The 25,477-nt window shown below is 38.1% G+C and carries 20 protein-coding genes; 8 read left to right on the top strand and 12 right to left on the bottom strand.

The features are described from left to right. Nucleotides 1–137: 137 nt before the first annotated feature. Both KR50_RS06720 and KR50_RS06715 read right to left on the bottom strand, forming a co-directional pair. Entirely contained in the window at nt 138–575 is a 438-nt protein-coding gene (locus tag KR50_RS06720; RefSeq protein WP_041056697.1) for a glycerophosphodiester phosphodiesterase family protein, read from the bottom strand. A gap of 84 nt (nt 576–659) precedes the next feature. After that, nucleotides 660–3,044, bottom strand: a complete 2,385-nt coding sequence (locus KR50_RS06715; protein WP_041056491.1) for an EAL domain-containing protein — start codon at nt 3,042–3,044, stop codon at nt 660–662. 283 nt (nt 3,045–3,327) lie between these two features. Here KR50_RS06715 and KR50_RS06710 point away from each other — a divergent pair, with 283 nt between their 5' ends. Beyond that, the gene (locus KR50_RS06710) at nt 3,328–4,602 is read left to right on the top strand and encodes a glycosyltransferase (RefSeq protein ID WP_232304252.1); all 1,275 of its coding nucleotides are present in this window, start codon (nt 3,328–3,330) and stop codon (nt 4,600–4,602) included. A 118-nt stretch (nt 4,603–4,720) separates the two neighbouring features. On the opposite strand, the gene KR50_RS06705 is transcribed toward KR50_RS06710, so the two are convergent. From KR50_RS06705 to KR50_RS06675, 7 genes are all read right to left on the bottom strand, one after another. Next, entirely contained in the window at nt 4,721–5,659 is a 939-nt protein-coding gene (locus tag KR50_RS06705; protein WP_052476843.1) for an NAD-dependent epimerase/dehydratase family protein, read from the bottom strand. Between the two features lie 460 nt (nt 5,660–6,119). Then, complete coding sequence (locus tag KR50_RS06700; RefSeq protein ID WP_041056488.1) at nt 6,120–7,976, bottom strand: nuclease domain-containing protein; 1,857 nt, start codon at nt 7,974–7,976, stop codon at nt 6,120–6,122. Beyond that, nucleotides 7,960–10,011, bottom strand: a complete 2,052-nt coding sequence (locus KR50_RS06695) for an McrB family protein (RefSeq protein WP_041056485.1) — start codon at nt 10,009–10,011, stop codon at nt 7,960–7,962. The genes KR50_RS06700 and KR50_RS06695 overlap by 17 nt, the downstream gene beginning before the upstream one ends. After that, a complete protein-coding gene (locus KR50_RS06690; protein WP_041056482.1) occupies nt 9,995–11,287 on the bottom strand; it encodes a hypothetical protein in 1,293 nt (430 codons plus the stop codon). The genes KR50_RS06695 and KR50_RS06690 overlap by 17 nt, the downstream gene beginning before the upstream one ends. A gap of 586 nt (nt 11,288–11,873) precedes the next feature. Beyond that, nucleotides 11,874–13,103, bottom strand: a complete 1,230-nt coding sequence (locus tag KR50_RS06685) for an ATP-binding protein (protein ID WP_041056479.1) — start codon at nt 13,101–13,103, stop codon at nt 11,874–11,876. Between the two features lie 192 nt (nt 13,104–13,295). Then, on the bottom strand, nt 13,296–14,051 hold the full coding sequence (locus tag KR50_RS06680) for an ankyrin repeat domain-containing protein (RefSeq protein ID WP_041056478.1): 756 nt from the start codon (nt 14,049–14,051) through the stop codon (nt 13,296–13,298). 147 nt (nt 14,052–14,198) lie between these two features. Further along, nucleotides 14,199–14,765, bottom strand: coding sequence for a hypothetical protein (locus KR50_RS06675; protein WP_041056477.1), 567 nt, complete (start codon nt 14,763–14,765; stop codon nt 14,199–14,201). Between the two features lie 317 nt (nt 14,766–15,082). Between KR50_RS06675 and KR50_RS06670 the strand changes: the two genes are divergently transcribed. Continuing rightward, the gene (locus KR50_RS06670) at nt 15,083–15,628 is read left to right on the top strand and encodes a GNAT family N-acetyltransferase (RefSeq protein ID WP_041056476.1); all 546 of its coding nucleotides are present in this window, start codon (nt 15,083–15,085) and stop codon (nt 15,626–15,628) included. A gap of 254 nt (nt 15,629–15,882) precedes the next feature. Here KR50_RS06670 and KR50_RS06665 read toward each other — a convergent pair whose 3' ends face one another. After that, entirely contained in the window at nt 15,883–16,395 is a 513-nt protein-coding gene (locus tag KR50_RS06665) for a DinB family protein (protein ID WP_041056473.1), read from the bottom strand. A 464-nt stretch (nt 16,396–16,859) separates the two neighbouring features. Between KR50_RS06665 and KR50_RS06660 the strand changes: the two genes are divergently transcribed. Next, entirely contained in the window at nt 16,860–17,528 is a 669-nt protein-coding gene (locus KR50_RS06660) for a Type 1 glutamine amidotransferase-like domain-containing protein (RefSeq protein WP_041056691.1), read from the top strand. A 198-nt stretch (nt 17,529–17,726) separates the two neighbouring features. Here KR50_RS06660 and KR50_RS06655 read toward each other — a convergent pair whose 3' ends face one another. After that, nucleotides 17,727–19,235 carry a M81 family metallopeptidase gene (locus tag KR50_RS06655; RefSeq protein WP_041056471.1) on the bottom strand — a complete coding sequence of 503 codons (1,509 nt, stop codon included), beginning with the start codon at nt 19,233–19,235 and terminating at the stop codon, nt 17,727–17,729. A gap of 123 nt (nt 19,236–19,358) precedes the next feature. Between KR50_RS06655 and KR50_RS06650 the strand changes: the two genes are divergently transcribed. From KR50_RS06650 to KR50_RS06630, 5 genes are all read left to right on the top strand, one after another. Further along, nucleotides 19,359–19,559, top strand: a complete 201-nt coding sequence (locus KR50_RS06650) for a hypothetical protein (protein WP_041056469.1) — start codon at nt 19,359–19,361, stop codon at nt 19,557–19,559. Between the two features lie 356 nt (nt 19,560–19,915). Continuing rightward, a complete protein-coding gene (locus KR50_RS06645) occupies nt 19,916–20,605 on the top strand; it encodes a response regulator transcription factor (RefSeq protein WP_041056466.1) in 690 nt (229 codons plus the stop codon). Further along, complete coding sequence (locus tag KR50_RS06640) at nt 20,602–21,606, top strand: sensor histidine kinase (RefSeq protein WP_041056463.1); 1,005 nt, start codon at nt 20,602–20,604, stop codon at nt 21,604–21,606. Before KR50_RS06645 ends, KR50_RS06640 begins: the two co-directional genes overlap by 4 nt. 102 nt (nt 21,607–21,708) lie before the next feature. Then, on the top strand, nt 21,709–22,470 hold the full coding sequence (locus KR50_RS06635; RefSeq protein WP_041056460.1) for an ABC transporter ATP-binding protein: 762 nt from the start codon (nt 21,709–21,711) through the stop codon (nt 22,468–22,470). Beyond that, a complete protein-coding gene (locus tag KR50_RS06630; protein WP_041056457.1) occupies nt 22,460–24,406 on the top strand; it encodes an ABC transporter permease in 1,947 nt (648 codons plus the stop codon). Before KR50_RS06635 ends, KR50_RS06630 begins: the two co-directional genes overlap by 11 nt. A 152-nt stretch (nt 24,407–24,558) precedes the next feature. On the opposite strand, the gene KR50_RS06625 is transcribed toward KR50_RS06630, so the two are convergent. Beyond that, nucleotides 24,559–25,233, bottom strand: a complete 675-nt coding sequence (locus KR50_RS06625; RefSeq protein ID WP_041056454.1) for a DNA alkylation repair protein — start codon at nt 25,231–25,233, stop codon at nt 24,559–24,561. Nucleotides 25,234–25,477 lie beyond the last annotated feature (244 nt).

Here is a 25,477-nt window from a genome sequence, read left to right as displayed (position 1 = left end):
ATGCTTTTTCAGCATGACTTAAGTAATGCTGACACCTGAGCAGTCAATCTTCTTAGGTTGATTTTTACAAACCAAAACGAGTCAATCCTCCTTAAAGAGGCAATCCCTTATTAGATGCTAGATTAAGGAATGATCAGTTAGCTTTCCCCATCATCAGCTGTATACCGATCGCCGACATCCAGTTCCTTCAATTCCTCCATCGTATATTCGCTGACTTCGCCTTTTCCATTTGTGCGATACGCTAAATCGAAATCATGAAAAACAGCTAATTGTCGATCCTTTGTTAGCTTAATATCCACTTCTACACTATCCGCTCCATGTTCAAACGCAGCTTTAATGGAAGGAAGGGTATTCTCCAGGTAAGAGTGCTCAGGCGGATAAGTGACTTCAGCTGTATTCGTATCATACTCCACCTTTGATACATCGAAGGTTTGAGCCAGCCCTCTATGAGCAAGAATCTTAAAATCTGTATCTTTTGAATAAAAGAGGCTGGTATTATTCAACCACACGGCCACTGTAAATAAGAGGAATGCCCCTAAAAGGATAAGCCTTTTTTTCGGATTTCTCTTTTTCATTTATGACTCCTTTCATTTAATAGTCATAGAGAGTATTAGTTGACCTCGAATTTTACGATCTCTGCTCATGTACCTATAATCGCACTACCTGGTATACGTCTCGGAAGATGCCTCAATCATGGTGATCATTTCTGCAGCAGGCATTGGTTTACTCAAGAAGTACCCCTGAATTTGGTCGCATCCTTTTTCGTTTAATATCTCATACTGTTTTTCATTCTCCACGCCTTCAGCAATTACGGTCAGTGAAAGATTGCGGGCTAAATTTAAAATGGTGGAGACAATGGCCGCATTGCTCTTATTATTCTCAATCTCATCAATGAATGTCTTATCAATTTTCAGTATATCGATCGGCAGATTTTTAAGATGGCTCAAAGAAGAATAACCTGACCCGAAGTCATCAACTGAAATTTTGATTCCCAGTTTCCTTAATTTCTCCAGCTTCGCCACCACTAATTTAATATCCATCATGGTGCTCTCTGTTATTTCCAGCTCTAAATAGTTTGGTTCGAGGTCAGCTTGTATGAGTAAATTCTCCACTTTTCCCACAAAATCCTTCTGCAAGAACTGAATGGTCGAGACATTAACGGAAACTGAAAAGTCATCCATGCCTTCAAGATGCCACTTCTTTAGCTGTAAACAGGCTTCGTTTAAAACCCAGTCTCCAAGCTTTACAATCAGTCCCGTTTCTTCAGCCAGTGGAATAAACGTAGAAGGAGAAATAGAACCATATTTTTTATGCTTCCACCTTAAAAGGGCCTCTGCTCCTATGATTCTTTTTGAGTTGAGTTCCATTTTCGGCTGGTAAACCACACTTAATTCATCAAGTTCGATCGCCCGTCTCAGGCCATTTTCCAAATTTGTTTTCAGCATGATTTGTTCATCCATACTGGCGTTGAAAAATTGATAGCGATTTTTCCCCTGGTCCTTAGCGCTGTACATCGAGGTGTCCGCTCTTTTTATTAACGTATCTGCATTGCTGCCATGCTGAGGGTAGAGTGTAATCCCGATACTCGATGTAATAAACAGTTCGTTACCATTGATCGAGATAGGGTTTTCCAACTCTTTTACGATCTTTTCTGCTGTCTTTCCTGCTTCTTCCTTGGATGTGCTGTGTAAGAGAATCATAAATTCGTCCCCGCCCTGACGAGAAACGATATGCTGGTCTCCAACGATTTCTTTTAATGATCTGGCAACATGTTTTAATAATAGATCTCCTATGTGATGCCCCAATGTGTCATTAATAAATTTAAATCGATCCAAATCAATAAATAAAATCGCCAGTCCATTTTCAGTAGACTGTGACTCTCTCATCGCATTCTCCACTGCTTCCTCAAAATACCGTCTGTTAGGCAGTGAAGTCAGGCTGTCATGATACGCTATATATTCCACTTTTCTCATAGATTCTTCTAATTCCTGATTTTTAACATGCAGCTCTTTTGTTCGATCTGCTACTATGATTTCAAGCTTCTTATTCAGCTTTTGAGATTGAATGAGGAAGTCGCGATTTTGAATTAACGTGAAAATTTGCCGGATAATAATTAATAATGTTGAGATTATGGAGCCTATCACAATACTGTTAAACTCCAGTACTCCTTGAAAAATCATGAATACGAAGATGATCACTACACTTAAATAGGGCAGAATTAATTTGATCGTCAACGAATTTCCGCCTGATCTCCCCATGCTTTTTTCATCAGCTTCTGCAACTTTTCGATCAGATTTCTGATTGTACAGACTTCCCAGCCCAAAAAGCAGCATAGACAAAGGCCAAAGCGGATCACTAAAATTATCGGCTGCATATCCATAGTTGATCATGATATAAAGAAAAGAGATATTCGCTAGTAATAACACCGTGAATCCCAGTATGTTAATGGCAAAAACTTTTTTTGGAAAAACCGTATCCGGAGAATAATAGATGCTTAATATCGCAAATAACATGAGGAGGATCCCGACCAGATAACTGATAAAGGTGAAGACCTCCGCCCCTCCAGTGCTGAGGCTGAATAAAGGGTCGATTAAAAAATGCCAGCTGATGGAAGTTGCCACCACCATGACAATAAAGATATCGAATGCGTACTGAATGGTTCTTGCCGTGTTTTTGGTTAAGGACATGATAAAGACGAGTGCCGAAATAAAAGAAAGGATGCTTAAATACCAGAGTATGTCGTAATAAATCGTACTGGTGGTAAGACCATATACAACTAAATTATATCTGAAAATGAACGTTCCAAAACCGTAACTGAATGCAGCAATAGAAGCCAGCAGCCAATAGAACCTTATTCGATCACCCTTTAACAAGAGAAACTGCTTAAAGATCATAGCTCCTGCAACTAAAGGCGCGATCACTTGAAGAATACTCCCAAAGAACGTCAAAACCTCACGATTACTTTGAAAAAAGGCAATAAGTGTATAGTAAAAAAGGATATATAGGGCGATAAAATATATAAAATATTTCGGTTTTAGATTCATTTCCATTTCCACCTTATGTAACTATTTTATAAAATAGTCTTATTTACCTATATAAATAAACATATTTTACTATACAGGTGATTATATACTACTATATAGTATCGGGTTTATATGTCAATTATTTAGTAGGTACTCCAGGATGATGACAGAAAATTTCAAAATCATCAGCATGCGTTTCATGTAGTCTGATCAATGTATTCATAATCTTCATTTCAATTAATATCTTCAATGGAGAGGCATCCAATAGATACACACCTTTATAACACAAAAAACGGAGGTGCTTATGGAAAATCTGACTCGAAAATTGCTAGGACTGCTGAAAATAGACCATGTTAATAAGATAAACGAAAATATAATTGAACTGGATCAGAATGGAAATGCAGTAACGGAAAAATATTTACTTCATGCCCTTCGCTCTTCTGTTAAAGGGAACATAGATCAGTCGTGGCTTTGGATTTGGAGAGGGGCTGTGGAATCCCCTTCCAATCCCGTCTATGAATCATTGCTGGCAGAATTTTTCAAGGATGTGAAAACCGATAAAAGTAAATTAAATGTGCTTCATGGCTCCATTGAAATAGCGAACCAAATGCATGCCATTTCAAGGGGATTGTCCCTTCACAATGTGAATGCCAAATCCATCAATTATTATCCCTACTATCTTGGCTACACCTCTGACTACACGATCAATCTACTTAAAAAAAGAAGCACACCTGCGCTAAATTCAGTTCTGCGAAAGCTCGCTGTAGAATTTATCAACCGATATGATCAATTTCACTTTCACTTCGGTACGACCCTTACATTTGATTATTCAGATCTCGCTATTTTAACGGCTGCTAAAAAACCGATGATCATGCACCACTGGGGGAGTGATGTCAGAATGCATTCAGCCGCTCTCCGTACGAATCCATACGCACTGGTAAAAGACAAGAATGAAGATAGGATCAGTAAAAAGCTTACAACATTATCAAAATCCATCAAGCATTGCATGATTCCGGATTATGAATTATACCCTTATGTAAAAGACTATTATGAACACGTTCATATCGTGCCCTCGATGATTGATTTAACGGCTTACCCATCTGACACATGCCTGCCAAAGAATCCACTTCCCTTAGTTGTTCACGCACCAACCTCTCCCTCTATTAAAGGAACCAGCTATATACTCCAGGCAATCGAAAAACTGAAAGCAGACTATTCATTTACTTTTAAGCTTGTAAAGGGCCTGTCTCACAAGGAGGCAAAAGAGATCTATAAAAAAGCAGATGTCATTATTGATCAGCTTCATGTGGGGAGCTACGGTTTATTCAGTGTAGAGGCGATGGCTCTTGGAAAGCCGGTGGTCTGCTGGATCACGGATGAAATGAAAAGTCACTACCCCAAAGAGCTGCCCATTCTGTCAGCCAATCCGGATACCATAAAAGACGTGCTTGAAACCATTTTAAAAAACCAGGATATGCTCAAGGATATCGGACAGAAAAGCAGAAAATATGCTGAAACCTATCATGATGCAGCCTTAAACAGCAAACTAATTAAGGATATTTACACACAACAAAAATAAAAGAGAGCCGGGGACAATGCCTCACGCTCTCCTACCGGTTCACTTCGCTTCAAAAGAACGTTTTCTGCATGGACCACGATGAACCTGCCGTCATCTTCTGCTGGAGCATTTGCTTTTTTCACGTTCCCTCCAGCCATCTTTTCGTTTTCTCAAGCCCCTCAAAAAGCGTGTGTTTGTTTTTCCAGTGCAGTTCCTGTTCAATTTTACCTGTGTGCATGCATCTTCTTTGCACAACATCCACCTCACGTTTTGGGCAATACTCGTCAGCGAGTGCTTGTGTGCCGGTTACTTGTTTGAGGACCTGGGCCAGTTCGACGATGCTTGTTTCCTCCCCGGTTCCCACATTGTATTTCTCCCCAATGGCCGCATCTGTTCTAGCCGCAAGCAATGTCGCTTCAATCGCATCCTCTATATAAGTAAAGTCCCTTGTTTGTTTTCCATCTCCGTAAATTTGAAGCGGCTGCCCGTTTTGAACTGAATCAAAAAATTTAGCAATGACCCCGCAGTAAGGATTGGAAACAAGCTGGCCTGGACCATAGACATTTGAAAATCTCAACGTCGTCACAGGCATTTGATACAGAGTGTAATACACATCACAATAGTGTTCGGTTGTAAATTTGCTCGCTGAATACGGCAGTCCAATATTATAGTAGGACTCAGGCGTAGGAAGAATATTGGCATTTCCGTAGATAGACGCAGTTGAGGCGTAGATAAACCGCTTCAGGTTCGGGCATAGCTCTTTTGCTTTGCGCAAAAGCGTGAATCCGCCGAGCACGTTTGTATGAAAATCAGCATCTACATTAATGACAGACAGGAGAAGATTTTTGCACGCAAAATGAAAAATATACTCCACCTTTGGAAGAATCTCATCTAAGACCTTCTCGTCTGTGATGCAGCTTTGATAAAAAGTGACTTTGTTAGATGCCGGGACCGCTTCTATAGAAGCCGTTGATAAATTATCGATAATATAAATATGATCTGATAAGGGCAATAAAGCCTGAACGAGCTGTGACCCCAAAAAACCAGCTCCTCCTGTAACCAACACGTTTCCAAACACTTTCATCCCTCCTTTACTTTTTTGTACTAAGGAACATTCTTTTCCTCACGTCTCAACTAATATATGCGAGAAAATTGTTTAGTTGAGACGGCACTCAGTATTTTTGGGTTCTAGCCTTTTCGGGGGAAGGGGTATTTTTAAAAACCAGACAAACATGGAGATGAAAGATGATTTTAGTCTTTTATTAATGCAAAAAAAGTCCAGAGGGTATCCTCCAGACCAAGCATATTCTCGTTTGTATAATAATTTGATGATGAATATTACTCCTACAGAATTGAATAAATTGAACTCGTCTCGTCAAAGAGAGCCTTAACAGCTTTATTTGCAATTATTAGTATGGATTTTAATAAGCTTAAAACAGTTTTACATAAGATAAGTGATAAAATAGGTTTGGTTTCAAAATCAAGAAATTTATTCGACATTTATTATACTTAGAGATTAATATGCTACAGGTGTTCTTTTATTCAATTCCACCTATCCATTTATTAATTTCAATCAAAACTTCATGTTCACCTTTTATCTCAATTTCATTGTTATCTAACAATTTTGGAAAAAGATTAATATAAGTAAGAGGGAATACTTCTTTTTTAATGGGGCCTTTGCTTTCACTACCATACAGGCAAATCACTTTGTCCACTACAGGTCTCGTTGATCGATCTTCACCTAGATAAAAGAATAAACTATAATTCGTCAACTGTTGATAAGTGGAGGTAGCATAGTCATTGTTATGCATGTTAGAAAACTTGCGAAACTTAGCGTCAAAAATTAAACAACCTTGGAACTTTAATGAACCATCTAACTGCTTTTTGTATAAATCTAATTTTATATCTGGCCTCTTTTTTTCTTGAGCTGTAAAAAATAAATCGCCATTTAGTTCAGCTGTGAATTTATCACCATGATATTTGTCATACCAACAATGGATTACTAAATCAGATTTCTCTAATAAAAAATGAGATCCAGAAGGTATCTCGTTATAGTAAAAAGACTTTAGTAAATCAAACTCTTTATCTTTTTTAAGAATAAAACCACACTTATTTAAACAATCTATTATGGTGAACAAACAGTAGTATTCATAAATTTGCCAAAAGGGCTTATATAGCTTAACAAATTGTTCTTTATCTCCAGCATTCTTTTGTATGAGTTTAGATTTTTCAAAAATTTCATTTATTAAATAGTAATTGCTAGAAGTTAACAAGGGCTTTATTTTCCCGCGTTCAACTTCGGACAAAAAAGATTTATACAATAAATGAACAATTCTACTGTGAATAGAACGTAAATTATCTAACCATTTATGCTGTTGATCATAAATATTCCTATACTTATCTAAATCTTTTTTAAGTGTAGTTGTTTGAACATAAAGGTCAACTTTTTCTGTTCTTGCTACTTCTCTTTGCAATTTAATAAAGTCTTTACGGAGCTCTAATTTTTCAAGTTTTCTATTAATTGAACTTAGCTTTATTTTAATTGAATCTTGGGCCTTAGTTATAAAATCAGTTACATTATGAATATCTCCACTCCAATTAAATAAAATAGTTTTCATCCATTGGTTTACAGTATTATTGTACTCTTCTTTTTTTATACGATTAAAAAAGTAATTGGGATATGAATTACTAGAATTTTTTGAGACTCCATGACTGGATGTTTCCCACCGTATAGATTTTTTATCAATTATACCTATATTACGTTTTACTTGGTATGCACTTATAAGTTTTGTTTTTGGTTCGTTTTCCAATTTCAATAGATTAAAGTTCACAATGGTTTTATGTCTCATCATATATTTTGCATAATCAAAATACCAGTTAGTTTGAACCTCATCTTGTGTTTTTACATTTTTGCTACTGTAAACTAAGTCGTAAATTAGACCCTCAACTTTTTTTTCTAAGTAATTATGAATAATAGACACTTGTTGGTCAGTCAAATATAGAGGAGTCACATAAATACTTGTAGTGTATGACACTCCTTTATAAATAATATTCAGCATATAAGTTCCCATTCTCCAAGGAAATGTTTCATTACTTTTATTTTGGTAAACCCAATTAATTAGTGGTTCTTTATTCAAAGGATATTGAATATGTTCTTGCGTATCCTCGTTGTTATACAAAGAGGTTTGAATTTCAATTTTAGCATCTTCATCCCAATCTTCTTCAGTATCTATGAAGAATTGAAAACCTGTTTTCAATTCTTCTTTAAAATTTATGGGATTTTGTGATTTAGTATAGGTATTCTTAAGATATACTTCATTAACCTGGGTTCTATAATTACCATGAAATACGAATAATGAAACAGGTAAACTAATATCGTTACAAAGTATAGCCATTTCTGATCAACTCTCTTGACTTTTGCTGAAGATATTTTAATGATTTTTCAAAATTTCTGTGCTCATACTTTGTCAGTATCATACTTATTTCGCCCTCTATTACCTTACCTTCACCATCTATTTTAAAAACAAGATTTTCAATTTGATCACGATACCCTCTTATCTTAGGTAGTATACGCTGCTTAATTTGATAGTCAAAGGCTACGTCCCTGGATAATAGCTCGTTACCATCCTCATCTTGAGGTATATTTTCAAGGTATTGAGCCATTGATTTTGCTATTCTAAAAGATACTCCAGTTTGAGAGTCATAACTACTAATCTGATCATGAATTTCGTCTAATATTTTTAATTCATCATCTTCTAAAGTTGATAAGCTTTTGGAATCTTTAATCCATAAATTAAAGGTAGAAGCACTTATTTCATTTATATCGTCATTAGATATTAACTCTGTATCACTTGGATTTAATTGTTCTTCTTCATATATTTTAGCCTCTAAAAAACCTTTCTTTTCCAAGATCAGAAAGTTTGACCGGTCCAAAATTCGGTTAGTCGGCATTTTGACAGACTCATCTATATTCATAGTACCTATAAAAATAATGTTATTACCAAAATCAATAATACCATTACGGTAATCTTCCTGATGACATATACTCCTTTCACTAAATAGTCTCAACCTCCTATCACCTTTTGGAGCTTCTAGAATAGAAATAAAGTCACTAAAATAGTATTCAATTTGTGCCAAATTCATTTCATCAAAAATAACCATGAACATTTTATCTGTTTCTTTACTTGCTTTAATCAAAAAGTTTGTCAATCCTGTATCGCTTTCCATAAAGATACCAGTTTGTTGATTTAGAAATCCAAGTATATCGGAAGGTTCCGTATAAGATGGGCTAACAGGTAAAAATAATAAGTTATCATTTTCTTTTAAACCCAAAGCTTCTGCATATAAGCGTGCTAATTGTGACTTACCCGTCCCACTCATACCCCCTAAAATAGTCAAAGTTCCAGTTTTTATCGAAATGTGGAAATTTTTCAAATCATTTTGATCATATATTAGCTCCTTCTTTTCTGCTAATGTGGTTAGTCTTTCTAAAAATTCGGTTTCAGCAGCTTCTTTTAGGCTATGATACACCCCACTATGTTGCGAATTATCTTTCGGGGAACCATTTTCAAATTTTTCTTCTTCTAATGGTTTGTTTTGTTCAGCATCTGATTGGCTGTAAGAATCGTTAATGGATTCACCTTTTTCTTCAAAGGAATCTATTAAAGTACCTCTAGCATTTGTAGATATAAAACATAGATCTTTATAAGGAATTTTAGCCATTGAATAATTCCAATCCTCAGGAATAGGAACTCTTTTAATTTCTTCTGGTCTTCGACAAATATAAGTCGTTGTTCTTGCTTTATACTTTTCAAAACTTTCTGAATCCGGAATTTGATATATGTAACTGTCACACACAATAAATTCAGGGGTATCAAAGCTATGATTATGTTGTTCTAACTCTATTGGCTTTTGATCTAATAATAGTTTTTCAAATCTTTTATGAGATATTCCTTTCTTAATATGGGGTACTGGAACATAGTGTGCAGAAAAGTTTCCTTCTTCTTCTACTAATTTAATATCGAAATTGTAATGGTACCTCTTCTTTATTTGATCGTAGTTCAATTTAGGTTTGAATAATATTAATTTATCCTTAAAATGTTCTTTTATAAAGGTTACTTTGTCATCAGCATTTTGATAATTTTCTTTATTTAAATATAACTTATTACGGTTATCGAAAGTGATATATACATCATCTGGAGATTTATTTAAAAGATTTTTTAGTAAGACTGGTTCATCGGAACATGCTTTAATAAAAAAGACTACATTATCCGAATCACCAACATGCGTGTAACTAACAGCTTTTCCAGATTCTTTTCCTAATCCAGGTAAGTCATATGAATCTTCTGCCAGTTTTCCTAGTATAAAACATTCCTCAATATATCTTTTGTCACTATCTTTTATTTCTTGCTGTTCAAATCTCGTCAGCATAAACTAAAATCTCCTTTCGATTTAAATATCCTACAATTTCTATGAGATTATCAGAGAGCTCGTAATGTCCTAATTCCTCATATGTCAATTTATATTCTTCAAGTATTCGTTTAAATTTAAACCAATCTTTACCAGTTTGGAAAGAAACTCGTGTTACAAAAATTATATGATCATTAAATGAATTACTATTATTTCTGAGGTTTTTCTTAAGTTCGGAAGGAGATAGTGTAATATCTTCAAAAATAGTATTAGTAATTTGTCCTCTTTCATTAGTTATAATAATGAATTTGTTTTCACTAATTAATCTTAAAAAGAAAAATATCAGAGGTTCATGTTTTTTTGCTATTTTTTCTAATGTAATATTTTTAACTTTAGTATCATTTAGCATTTGCAGAGCTTTTTTAAGATCTTCATCAAGCTTTATAAAATTTCTTTTATATTCATTGTGAGCAATCTTTAGGTTTTCTACTTGATCGTTTAATTCTCTATTTTCTTTTTTGTATATTATATTATCTTCTAATTCTTTCTCTAGTATTTTTGAAGTTGTGATCAACTTAAACTCTTGAATTTCCGTAATTGAAAACTCTAAGAGGGAACTGTATTTATTTAGTTTATAATTATCTTCATATAGCAAAAAACTAACTATAACAAGGAGTTTATTATTAGGCTGCGTTCTCATTAATCTTTTAAAGAGATCATCCTCTGTTCTAATCTCTCCGATAATGCTCTCATAATACTCTAACTTATTTCCTTTAATATTCTTTACATATTGATGTAGTGTTTCCGATCTAGATTCTTTGAAAGTATCTGTAAAAATAAAATTGTTAATTTTTTTAATTAATGGTCGGGAAAGCTCTTTAGATAATCCACTAAACAAGTACTCTCCTTTTTGATAATTTTCTATCATTATAAGTTTGTGTTTTTTATAATCTCCTATAAATGCTTCTATTGAAATGATAATCATTTCTGAGATTGATAAACTTGTGTCTATCTCTGCTCTAATTATGAATTCTTCAAATGTAATCTCTCTTAAATAAGGATGATTTTCTAATAATTTCATATATATTTTTTTAGTAATATCATCTACAGAAATCGCATTTTGTTTTTTTCTTTTTGTCCCAACATTCAATGCATCATTTAATGACTTCGTCAATAAAACTTCTGGTGCTTTAAAAAGATTTCTTTGAAACCCATGAACATTTACTTTAAGCTCTTTACAAACAAGCACAAGTTCTGCTTTAGTAAAAGAATCTATTAGCCAGTCTTGATCCAACACACACTGTTCACCTCTTTAATAACTCATAGTTTTGTACATTTTTATCTTAATTATAACAAATTTTAACTTTTATGCATTTTATTTTTATTATTTTCATAAATTTTCTTATAAGAAGCAAGCACCTAATACATACCCCCTTTTTTAAGCTGGGCTTGAACTCGGAGAAGAATCAATTTTTCTAGTATCTGACAAAGCAATTAGACAACTAGCGGATTACATTGCTAAAGGGGAAGTTTTTGGTTCCAGAAAAGCAGTTGAAGTTACTTAAGGACACAATAATGTATTACAGAAAGGAGATATATTTTGTAGTAGACCAGGATTTAGTCCAAAACAACAAGTATGTTGGAGCAGATTTCTATCTTAAACTTCTTATGGAGAAGACTCCATACTAATCTAGACTCCAGGTGTTAATGAAGATGAATTTAGATTTACAAGTTTTTCTTAGCCTTTTGTCATTTAACTATACATAAGTACCAGTTCTAATTTAATTCAACCTACTCATTCAAAATACTTATTATTTTAAGCAGTGACTTTCCAGATTGTTGAAAGAAATTCATATGTACTTTATCAAACCATTTGTTATGGCTTACTTCATTTTCAATAACGATTGAGTAATAGCAGGCAGCATGATTTCAATCGTTGTTCCCTCATTGACTTCACTTTGAATGTTCAGCTTGCCGTGATGGCCTTCAATAATTTTATAGCAGGTCATCAGTCCAAGACCCGTACCCTTTTCCTTTGTGGTGTAAAAGGGTTCTCCAAGAGTGGAAAGCCTCTCCTTTGGAATTCCGACACCTTGATCCACAATGATGATTGAAATCTGATCATCTTCTTTTTCCCTTACCTTCACATCGATGATCCCGCCTTTTGGCATGGCTTCAATTGAATTCTTAAGGAGGTTTAGAAAAACCTGCTTGATTTGATTTTTTTCGCAGCTGACCATTGGCAAATCACTTTCAAACTCAACGAAAATCTGGACATTGTTCAAAATGGACTGAGTATTAATTAAGGTGACAACGTCTTTAATTAATACCTTCACATCTTGTTCGACAAATGTTGCTGCGCTTGGTTTGGCAAGAACCAGGAATTCGCCTACGATTTCATTGATCCTATCAAGCTCTGAAAAGACAATATCAAAGTATTCTTCTTTTCGATTATTGGCCTGAAGCAGGTGGATAAACCCTTTAATAGAAGTAAGAGGATTACGGATTTCATGGGCGATACCTGCTGCGAGCTGACCGAGCATTGCCAGTTTCTCAGACTTTTGAATGAGCTGCTCAGATTGCAGTTTTCTGCTCGTAATATCTTTTCCGATGGAAAGGACAGCCCGTTTTTTACCATATAAAATGGACAAGGAAGAAACCTCAAAGAAAAACTTCGATCCGTCCAGACGTTTTAATCTGTGCTCGATACTGTTTAACGGCCGTTTCTCTTTTTTTGCCTGTTTTACTCGTTCCTTTATACGTTCTTCATATTCAGCATCAATAAAATCCAGAATTGACTTACCGATTATCTCTTTTTCACTGCCAGCACCCATCATCCACACAGCAGCTTGATTGACGTAAACAATTACGCAATCCCGGTGGATCAGAATGGATTCGGGCAATGAATCCAGCAATTGTTTATAGCTCTCTTCACTCGAACGTGCCTGTTTTTCATAGTAACGAGCTTTATCATATTGCCAGCCGACAAGCCAGGCGATAAGGGTAAAGATAAAGAAGTCCATCGTGAAAAAGTCATCACCATTGAACACACTTTGATAACTGGTGAATAGAAGCGAAATCAACACTAAAACAATTTGACCCGATTTATTCATTTCATCCCTCTTAAATTATATTTTTGCTAATATCATAGCATATTGCGAAGAGCTTTTAATTACGTGGAAAATAAAAATTTGAGCTTGAGTTCGTGGGATCCGTCCTTCACTTTTCACTCAATGACTTAAATCATCAATTTAAAAATGATCCGGAAGGCATTATCCTCCGGACCAAGCAAATTCTCTTTAATTTCAACACTCTTCATTCACACTTTTGGCTCCTTGATTTATCAGCCACTCGATCAGTGCAGGGTTCGCGTGATTTCGTTGGGCTGCCTCCAGCGGGGTGAGGTTGTCGTAGCCAATCCAGTTAAAATCAGCTCCTTGAGCAAGAAGATACTCTGCTGCACTTTGCTGCCCACCATGACACGCTAACCAGAATGCCTCAGTAATTTGGTCAAAAGTTGGAGAATTACTGCCTTGAAATCGCTGCTGAATACGATTCATAAGCCCAAGTGCAGCTTCATTCCATAGCTTCGTTTGTGCTCCGCGTTCAACTAAACCGTGTGCTGCATCCCACTGTGCGAAAGCAACCGCATCGTCCAGCGGAGTCCCGCCTCCAATCACAGCTCCATCCGCGTCGATCTCAGCACCGCCATCAAGAAGAACATCCATTACTTCAACATCATTACTGCTCGCAGCCCAATGAAGTGGCGTTTCGTTATGCGGACCTGTGAATCTGGCATTCACGTCAGCACCTGCCTCGATCAGGACTTTCACCATCTTCGCACCATTTGGAAAGTGGCCCGGCCAGTCGGTCACAATATGAAGCAGCGTACGCGACATGCCTAACGCTTTGCTATGCTCAACATAATCTCTACTAACGATTCTTGCTGTTACTAGAAAAGGATTTTCAGAAATCAGCCTTTCAACCTTACCCACTTCGCCAGTTTGAATTGCCTTGACAACTTCTGCTGCCAGGTCTTCATCTTCATATATAATGGTCATGTTTACTCCCTTTCTAAACCGTTTTCTACTTAAATCAAAAACTAGTTTTGAAACCAAGAGATGTATTACTCATGGATTTATCGTCCCTGACCCCGTACTAACTGACAAAAAATACCTTCTTTTGGTTAAAGATTAGGATAAAACTATTTATCCCGTCATCACTTCCTGCACCGCTACATCCAACCCAAGAAACCCAATTCTAACTGGCTTCATTTTTAATAAACTATTTAAACCAATAGTCTTTTGATTTCTTTTTTCTCTATTCATCTGTTCAGTTGAAAGCACTAGAAATTCCCACTGATCCAAATTCAGAGGATTTACAACGCTGCGATCCTGTTCATGAAGTAAACAGAACACATACACATCTGCGCTTCTCATTGTTTCTGCAGCATATGTATTTGTGCTCGCTTCCCAGCCTTTTGCAGGCGCAATGCCAAACGAAATAATGGAATTTTTAGTTTGTGCCCATGACTGAACATAAGCGGCTGATTTCACTTCAATTTTTATACCTGAAGGCGTTACTAAATCATAAGCGTCCCATTCTATCCTCACTCTGTTAATCGCATTTACAGCTTTCGCTACGATAAACTCTGCAAGTGTTCCGCGAAGCGCATTACTTAATAGATCTGATTGATTCCACTGCCAAAATTCTAATAGATTCAAATCTGTCTCGGCACCCTTAACAAGAAATCGTTCCATTCCACTTTTTCTCATTCAACACTACTCCTTTCATAAAGGCTAATACTTTGAAGGGAAATCGTTATTAAACTGGAGCTTATCCCTCTAAATCTCTATCAAGTTAAACCTCTCAATTTCTTTTTATAGTTCAAATACTACCTATAGGCTATCCTTTAAGAGTTAAGAAGTCACGGTTAACGATAGTAAAAGTAAAGAGAATGAAACTCCAATTTTTGAAACGTCCACTAAACTTAGTTGTCTAAGCTTTTATTTTGCTTAGTAAGCAGTAAAATTGAATAAGGCAGGTAGGTATTTAGGCTTGTGCTGTTTTTTCAGAAAGCGAAGGTGTAAAAATGAATATTGCAGAAGAAATAATCATTTATCCATTAAAAGATGAATTAACTAAGGACATCAATAAAACAAATGATTCTTTTAAAGTGTTTGGTAAGATTGAACCCAGTTTTCAATCAGGAAAATGGTCTTTTGAAGAGAAACTATATAATGAAGCTCAAGAGATTCGTTTCCCGGATGATAAACTTGATTGGAGCCAATATATAAACAATGAAGACAAAGCTCTATTTTTGGCTTATAAGAATACTAAGTGCATTGGGCAAATTAGAATAACGAAGGATTGGAATCGCTTCTGTTACATTGAAAATATTGCTACAAAAAAAGAATTTAGAGAATATGGAGTCGGGAAGCTGCTCTTAACGAAAGCCGAAGAGTGGGCTAAACAAGGAGAACTTATCGGAATGTCTTTAGAAACGCAAGATGATAATCTTGGAGCGTGCAGGTTTTATGTGAAACAAGGATTTTTACTAGGTGGAGTTGACACATTGAAACAGTCGTATAATCCAAATATTGAAACCACTTTGTATTGGTATAAGTTATTCAAATAACAGGTACGTTGCCTAATGAAGCCCCTAAAGCCAAATGGTCTTAAGGGGCGGAACAGTCCGGCAGGCACCCTCCGGACCAAGCATTTCTTTTAAATTTTATTAACCTTCACTCTCACTTCTAGCTCCTTAATTTATCAGCCGCTCAATCCGTGAATGTTTGCGGCATAGAGCGGGGTCTGGTTGTCGCAGCCAGGTCTGTATCTTCATACATAATGGTCAAGTTTAGATCCTTTCTCTGTTGAAAGGACTAGAAATTAATGATCTGCTTTTAAGCCCAATTTTTCATCCAGATCTTTCTTCTGGCGCAGATGGTGACGAAAATGCATTTCGACAAGCGCCAGCCATTCCTTTGCATTCAGCCATCCAAAGCCCCCATGCTCAGTTTTGTAAACAGGATTTATTTCATCTGCTTTCCTTTCCCATTTATCCAGCCTATTTATTAATTGATCGAGTTCAAGCATCAAGTGCTCTTTACTTTTTGTATTAGCAGGCGGAGGACTCAGCTCTTCTGGTATTGTAATTTTAATTGGAGGAAATCCGCCAGTAGAAAATATTTGCTCTCCAAACTCCGTCTTTGTCCCCTCTTGTTCTTTACCGGCGGATGCACATTCCTCCACACTGTCAAGGTACTCTTGAGCAGTAACAATTAAATGGTCATACATTTGACCAATGGACCAAACTCTTTGCTCAGGTTTATGCATTAGCTGTTCCATTGAATAGTTTCGTAAAAAATCTTTATATGTTTCAATCAATTTCAGATTCTCCATCTATACATCCTCCTCTCTAAACCATCATTTATAATTGTATTAAATAAATGAGGCAGTATTCTTCTTCTCTTTAAAAATAGTTTAATTTCCAGATATCACCTCACTGCCAACACCCCCATGAAAATTAGTTATTCAAGTGGTTTATAGCAAAAACCCTACGCAACTTTCTCAAGTCACATCTTTCACACTAGCATTCATTCATTGGGTCATTTAGAACACTTACTATAAATTGAGGCTCACCAGTTAGATATTCATAGATAAGATTGGACAAATTAATTTAATTGAATAATCACACTATTATTCAGGAAAATACCAGGTTATACTTATCATAAAAAATCCAGTGGGATCGCCGGAAAATGAATGCCTTGAAAAATTGCTTACGGTTTACCAAATGAAGACGTAATGGAGGAAAACACATGCCGAATCAGGATGTTAAAAATTTCAGTTCTCAGGAAACGTCAGGAATGAAACTGCTTCTAACTTCCGCGGGTGTCAATAACTCTTCAATCCACAAGGCGCTAGTGGACATGCTGGATAAGCCAATTGCCGAATGCAGCGCTTTGTGCATTCCTACTGCCATGTACGGTCATCCCTGGGTCGGTCCGGGCGTCAAAGCCTGGGAGTTTATCACCGGAAATTCTGAGAATCCCATGGTCGACCTCGGCTGGAAGTCTGTTGGCATTCTCGAGCTCACCGCGCTGCCAAGCATCGGAAAAGACCGGTGGGTTCCGCTTGTAAAAGAAACGGATGTCCTGCTGGTATCAGGAGGCGACGCACTTTTTCTGAATCACTGGATGATGGAATCCGGTCTGGCAGATCTCTTGCCGTCACTGAATGCCGTTTATGTGGGGATGAGCGCAGGGAGCATGGTGATGGCTCCGAAAATTGGTGAAGAATTCGTAGGCTGGCGTCCCCCTGCAGGAGGAGATGCAGCACTCGGTTTCGTAGATTTTGCGTTGTTTCCTCATCTTGGTCATGAACTGCTGCCGGATAATACATTGGAAAATGCAGAAAAATGGGCTGAGGGTGTTTCAATACCTGGCTACGCAATTGATGATCAGACGGCAATAAAAGTTAATGAGGGGACCGTTGAAATGGTTTCAGAGGGGAAATGGAAACGATTTATTCCTTAACAACCAGATCGTCAGCCCGTCGCCTAGCAATGATTTCCCTGATTTGTTCAACTAGTGATGTGATTTTTTTCTCGGGGGCTTTACCTTATTATGTTCTGGAAAATATTCCATCTAATATATAGGTGGCTGACGAAGAAAATGACCTACCAAAAAGGCAGGTCAATGGGGATTTAGCAGCTTAACATGTCAGTCTATTTTTCAATGTGACCCTTTACCAACTTTTTCTTTTCTGTGAGTAATGCTTTTATCCAGGGGATAGACGGGTCTGTTCACTCTTTTGTAATCCAAATTCTGTAAATTGTAGCAACTCAACCCAGGTGAGTCTACTGTAATGATTTTCTTCGCCAGAGGCGTAAAAGAGGAACGAAAATGATTTTCAGATTTTAACGCAACGATTTTATAGGTTGTCACATCAATCCCGTGCAGAATAAACATTTGTTCATCAAATGTCTGTGCCCTTATTGAGCAGACAATGACATCTACATGACCTATTTGAAGTCTTGCTGATTTACCTAGGTCCATTTTTTTGTCTTTATACATTTCGGTGCTGTGAACAAACTTTCCATCCGATAGTGCTTTCACATAAGCATGAACGGCTAAAGGGCTTCCGTGCAGGGAATCTGTCTTCCCTCCAAGCAAAATGGAAATCTTGCTATCTATTCCCTCTTCATGAGCAGCTTCTGCTGTTTCAGGATCATAAATAAAGCCAAAACAAGCATTTTCAATATTCATATCAATCATTTCTTTCAATAAATGAGTGCCATCCCCAGGTGCTCCCGCTCCGGGATTATCTGATGTTTCATTAATGACTATAGGACCGCCCTGCTCTGAAAGGGCTTGCTCTAATCCTTCTCTTGGACCAGGGAAAGGAAGATAAAAATCCTCGCGCAGATTCCATATTTGATCGGTTACATCTCGAGAAATTTTTACAGCTAATTCCTTATCCTGATCCGTAGTCGTAAGAACAGAAAGTCTCATGTCAGGGATATCGGTGTGGGAAAAACCGTGAAAGAACGTGCAATCAATTACAGCTTGCTGTTCTTCCCACATCCAGCACCGCTCATTTATATCTTTTACCGGGGAATGATCCGATGTGCTCGAAGGAATCATCATCGGAAGCTTTTCAAAATGCATCACAGGTTTAATTTTCCCCTCAATGATGTCGATTAATTTTTCAACCGCTTCTTGTCCTCTTTCAAAACAGTCGGTATGAGGATAAAAATTCACCCCAAGCAAAGCATCCGCTTCTTTGATCATCGTTTCTGTCAAATTCGCGTGCAGATCGAGCGTAGCTACAATTGGAATCTTTTTGCCGACGACTTCTCTTACTGCAGATAGGATGCTTCCTTCAAGATCATCAACCCCCTCTGCGATCCCTCCTCCATGAAGGACAAGACAGATGCCATCGGGATCACTCACCTGTTTTATGCTTGATAGAAGGTGAGTAAGTAATTCCTGGTAGGTTTCACTAGTAATCAACCCCATGGGATTTGCGCTCGCCCAAAAAGTGGGAATCAGCTCTACGTCCATTTCTTCCCCTTTTGAAATGATTCCGCCTAAGTAATCTCCTACACCTTTGTGATTGTCGATGATCTCTTGACCGCTTTCCCATTCACTCTGCTTGAACATATCCACCGTTGTGTTCACATTAGAAAAAGTATTCGTTTCATGTTTAATTCCGCCGATCGCAATCTTATGTCTTGTCATTTTTTCCTTTTCCTCCTGCTATTCACAACATTATGTTACCAATCTCATGAACGATTAATGATGTAAATGACATGAAAAATGAACTGATGATTTGGTCTAATAATGTATGCAAATCAATAGAGGATGGTTCTAAAAGAGGTAATTCAATCCCCCGATCCTGATTTTAAACCAACTGGTCTTATTGACTTACCGCTGCACCATAGAATCACAACAGCCGAACATGATGCCCATGACCATGACAAAAATACTATTATAAAAATGAATCCTTTTCCAAACGCTGCTGTATATGCTAAAACGATAAATCAAAAAATCGCGTTCTTCTAGATCGTAAAAGAGAGTCTAAAAATAAATAAGATCTGTCACGATCGTAACTTTCAAGAGATTTCACTGTCCGCCCTTGCTCTAAAACAGTCATATCCTTAATTATACAATAATTCTGTAAAATATAGCAATTAATGCTTTGCTACCCTTTCTAATTGGTCTGAATTTAGAAAGAAGAAATCAAAAATACGTGGAAGATCTGGTGGAAGGATGGATCTTTGAACGATAGAGTAGAATGACTGATTAAAAAAGCGGAAAATTGTTATTTGACAAATGCTCACATGACTATAAATAAATCCTGAATTTCCCTCCCCGCTCCCCTTTTTGCTATACTTTACCTGAAAGCGCAGGTGATTCAGTTGTTTAAAATCCTATTAATTGAAGACGACGAAACGCTATTTAAAGAGATCAAAGACCGGTTGACCGACTGGCAATATGAGGTGCACGGCGTAAATGACTTTCAAAAGGTAATGGAAAGCTTTGCCCAGACCCAGCCGGATTTAGTGATTATTGATATTCAGCTGCCCAAATTTGATGGCTTCCACTGGTGCCGCATGATTCGTGAGCATTCGAATGTTCCGATTATCTTTTTATCCTCACGCGACCACCCCACTGATATGGTAATGTCGATGAATTTGGGGGCGGATGATTTTATCCAAAAACCGTTTCACTTTGAAGTGCTGATCGCAAAGGTTCAGGCGATTTTGCGCCGGGTGCATAACTACAGTTCAACCACATCAGATTTGAGAATGTGGATGGGGGCTGCGATCGACATGGAAAGCAACCGTGTGAAAAATGATCAGGGCATGATTGAGCTGACGAAAAATGAAATCTTCATCCTCAAGCTTTTAGTTGAACGAAAAAATAAGGTCGTGACCCGTGAGTATTTGATGGATCTGCTTTGGGATGATCAGCGCTTTATCAGCGATAATACGTTAACCGTCAATGTGAATAGACTGCGAAAAAAACTGGCGGAGATTGGACTTGGAAATGCCATTGAAACGAAGGTCGGTCAAGGATACACAGCCATTGAGAAGGTGGAAAAATGATCAGGAGGTTTATGATGGAGAGAATGAGCTGGATTGGGCTTATTGTTCTCCTGCAGCTTGTAGGGCTGACCATTGCCTACCTCGACCCTTCCCTTTCTTTTGACTCGATGATGTACTACGTCTTTTTGTCACTCGTCATTTCTTCCGTATTTATCATCATCCGTTATGTTAAAGAAACCACCTTTTATAAAGAACTCGAACTGCGGGAGGCGACAACGGATCTATCAAGCTTCCCTGAACCAAACAGCCCATTTGAAGCATCCGTTTATGAGCAGGTAACCTCTGCCATTGAAAAGCTGGAACAGGATGCTTCCCATAATCAGCTGCTTCTTGAAGAGGAAAAAGACGAGCTGCTTTCCTGGATCCATGAAGTAAAAACGCCTTTAACTGCGATGAAGTTGATCATTGACCGGACAGAAAATCACCAGTTAAAATCTGAGCTTATGTATGAATGGCTGCGAATTTATTATTTGCTTGATCAGCAGCTGCATCAAAAGCGCATCCCTTTCATTGAAAATGATTTGTTCATTGAAAAAGTCGAACTTGAGTCACTGATTTATAGTGAAATTCATACGCTGCGCTCCTGGTGCTTAAAAAAGAAAATCGGCTTTGAAGTGGTATTGGACTCTCCTCATGTGCTTACAGATGCGAAGTGGCTCTCTTTTATTCTCCGGCAGCTTCTAACCAATGCTGTAAAGTACAGCCATGAAGGTTCTGATATTACCATTCATTCCTCACAGGATATGGGTCAGACCGTCCTGACGCTGTCTGATCAAGGCCGCGGCATTGCAACCCGTGATCTGCCGAGAATTTTTGATAAAGGTTTTACGTCTACCGGCAATCCCGATCAGCATGCGACCGGCATGGGGCTGTATTTGGCACAAAAGGCTTCCATCCCCCTTCAGCTTCACCTCTCAGTTCAGTCAACCGTAGGCACGGGAACCACTGTGACGCTAACCTTCCCAAAAGAAAATGAATTTCTTGAAATACAGGGCGTGTGACAATAATGTCACACGCTTTGCTTTATTGTTAGGACAATCAAAGGACTTCAGAATGAGGAATCGATACAATGAATGTATCTTAATCACTTGGAGGAAATCGCAATGACGATATTAGAAGCGAAGAAAATTTATAAGAGTTATGGAAATAAATTCACGAAGCAGGAAGTGTTAAAAGGAATTGATATCCGCATTCAAAAAGGGGAATTTGTGACGATCATGGGCGCATCCGGCTCTGGAAAGACCACCCTTTTGAATGTGCTGTCCACGATTGACCGCTTAAGCCACGGCTCCTTGATCATTGAACAGGAGGACCTGACAAAAAGCAGGGAAAAGAAGCTTGCGGAGTTCAGAAAGCATCATTTGGGCTTTATTTTTCAGGATTATAATCTGCTCGATACGCTGACTGTAAAAGAAAACATCCTGCTGCCACTCTCGATTACCAGTACGTCTAAAAAAGAAGCACAGAAGAAATTTCAAACAGTCGCACAGGATCTTGGCATTGAAGACATCGCGGATAAATATCCAAACGAAATATCAGGCGGCCAAAAGCAGCGGACCTCAGCCGCGAGAGCCTTCATCCATGAACCAAGCATCATTTTTGCAGATGAGCCGACCGGGGCGCTTGATTCAAAAGCAGCATCTGACCTGCTTGCCAAGCTGACGCATTTAAATCAAAAACGCCTGGCCACGATTGTAATGGTCAGCCACGATCCCGTTGCCGCAAGCTACAGCAGCCGGGTGATTTTCATTAAAGACGGACAGATTTATACACAGCTGAACAAAGGCGAAGAAAGCCGCAATACCTTCTTAAAAGACATTATGAAAACGCAGGGCGTACTGGGTGGTGTGCACGATGAGCATTAATCAGCTGATTTTCCGCAGCTTTCAAAAGAACCTAAAAAGCTATTCCTTATATGTATTTGCGCTGATGTTCAGTGCTGCTCTTTATTTTGCCTTTGTCACGCTGCAATATGATCCATCCATGGATGAAGCGTCCGGTTCCGTAAAGGGCGCAGCAGGCATCAGAACTGCATCCGTTCTTCTGATTGCGATTGTTACCGTATTTTTACTGTATGCGAATAATTTATTTATCAAACGCAGAAGCAAAGAAATTGGATTGTTTCAGCTGATCGGCATGACAAAGAATCGGATTTTTGCTATTTTGAGCGCTGAAAACCTGCTGCTTTACTACAGTTCACTGATCGTTGGAATTTTTATCGGCTTTGTTATATCAAAAGTAGTGGCCATGTCCCTGTTTAAATTAACCGGCGTGGAGGATACAGCAGACCTCTATTTCTCAAGTCAGGCTTTTATCCAGACGCTGCTCGTCTTTAGTGCCGTCTATCTTTTGATCATGGCCATGAACTATTTATTTATCAAACGCCAAAGCATCCTGTCCCTCTTTCATGTGAAAAGTAAAACGGAAAGCCGGGTCAAGAAAATCTCAATCCTTGAAATTTTGATTGGACTGCTTGGGATCCTTCTAATTGCGGCCGGTTACTATGTATCTTCCCGGCTTTTTGATGGGGAATTTGTATCGATGACTCAATTGTTTGCTGTCATGGTCTTTATCCTGGGAAGCGTAATTCTTGGAACGTATTTCTTCTATAAAGGGTCTGTCAGCTTTATGGCCAACCTGATTCGGAAAAAGAAAGGCGGCTACTTAAACATTAACCAGGTCATGTCGCTTTCCTCGATCATGTTCCGGATGAAATCAAATGCCATGCTCCTGACCATTATTACCACGGTGTCCGCACTTGCGATCGGCCTGCTGTCGTTAAGCTATATTTCCTACTACTCTGCTGGAAAAACAGCTCAAAGCGCTGCACCTGATGATTTCACCTTTGTCTCAGAAGAAGATGCAGCAGTGTTTGGTGAGATATTAGATGAAAACGGCATTGCCTACAGTGAAAAACAAATCGACGTCATTCAGGCAGAAGTCGGGATTGAAGGAATTCTTGGTACAGATCTAGATAATTTTAACTTTGAAGATGGCAAAATGATCATGGCTGTCATGAGTGAGAGTCAAGTGGAGGATATGGAAGTAAACGAGGATGAAATCTTATTTTCCGGCTCAAACGACGCCCTGCAAGCTCTTTTAAATTTGCAGGATGAAGGAACACTTACTTTACATGGAACCACAACTGAAGTGAGCAAAGAGTATGCCGGACTAATTGATGAAAGTGTGCTGCCATTTTATTTCGCTGGCGGAGTGCCTGCAGCCATTGTGGACGAAGCTGTTTTTGCCGCGCTTTCTGAAGATAGTAACGAAGAAATCCAGGAAGAGTCCTCTCTCTATATTGGCTTTACGCTGGAGGACAGTGACACTGTAGAAACCGCGAATGAATTGTTTACCGGCATGCCATTCAGCGATGAACCTGGCAGCAACTCTCAATACGCAGCAGAGCTCCAGCAAAAAATGAATATGGGCTTCATCATGTTCGTTGTCGGCTTCCTCGGTCTCACCTTCCTGATCACATCTGGCTGCATCCTCTACTTTAAACAGGTAGAAGAAGGAGACGAAGAACAGCCAAGCTACAAGATCCTGCGAAAACTTGGCTTCACCCAAAAGGATCTTCTGCAGGGAATCCTCCAAAAGCAGCTGTTCAACTTTGGAATTCCCCTGGTCATCGGCCTCCTGCACAGCTACTTCGCCGTTCAATCCGGCTGGTTCTTTTTCGGAACCGAGCTGTGGACACCGATGATCATTGTTATGGTGTTGTATGCTGCACTGTACTCGATCTTTGGGATTTTGTCGGTGCTGCATTATAAGAAAGTGATTCGGATGTCGCTGCAGTAAATATAATTGAATAGGAAAATCCCCTGTCCTGGATGCTAAATTTCTTTCTCTGTTTAACAGAGATAGTTCTGCATTGTTAGGACAGGGGATTTTTTATAACTGCAAAATTCCATCTGACAAACTTGTATATCATTTAATGTAATTTAACTACTTCACAAATTCTTCAACGCTTCCCGTCTGCTTAGCGTCTTTAACTCATGTAAGGAAACAAACTCTCTTACAGCTAAAGGGTTGGTTTTCGCATATTCCCTCAATACCCACCCTATAGCTTTCTGAACAAAAAACTCTTCGCTGTCAGCCCTCTTCACAATATAGTGAAATAAACGCTCTTCATCCGTTTTGTTCTTATAGTAAAGCTGATATAGCAGCGCTGACCTTTGCAGCCAAATATTATCATCTGAAATCCATTGATCAGCATATTGTGAGATTAGTTCGGGATAGGCAGTAAACAGATGCCCCATTATATGTGGCGAAAGCACATCCACGGTATCCCACCATGACTTTTTAACGATTAAAGAACTCAACCAGGGCATATCTTCAGGGGTAAGGTCTTCTTTTACCTTTACCAGCAGATCGAGCGCTGCTTTTTGATACTCTCTTTCTGACCGTTCCCATAAAGCAAGGACGATAGATTCCAGATTTTCTTTTGCCGGCACTCCAAATTCATTGAAAAACTGCTTCGTACGTTTTCGCCGTAAAGGTGTTCGAATCCCTAAAAATTCAAATTGGTTCCTCATATAGTTTTTAGACCAGTCAGCATACGCCAATTCAATAGGCTGGGTATATACTTTTACAAGCTCATCAACATACTTTTCATTTGATAGCATTACGCTCACCTAAATTTTTATTTTTACAGCTGTTCTTCTTTTCTTCCCCTTGATTAGACGAGCCCATCTTTAAAACCTTTTTACAATCTTATAACATTATGTATGGAACGCCCCGGTTTCGCATATTTCAATTCATTGATAACCGCCAATTGTCTGATATACTTAGATCTATCTAGCTTGTGCTGTCATTTTATTGCATAAGTACTTACAATGAAGCAAGTGACCTATTTTGAAAGGAAGTTAT

Source organism: Jeotgalibacillus campisalis, assembly GCF_000829515.1.
Lineage (GTDB): Bacteria > Bacillota > Bacilli > Bacillales > Jeotgalibacillaceae > Jeotgalibacillus > Jeotgalibacillus campisalis.
The sequence above is the reverse complement of the archived record's forward strand: the minus strand, read 5'-3'. Positions and strand labels throughout refer to the sequence as shown.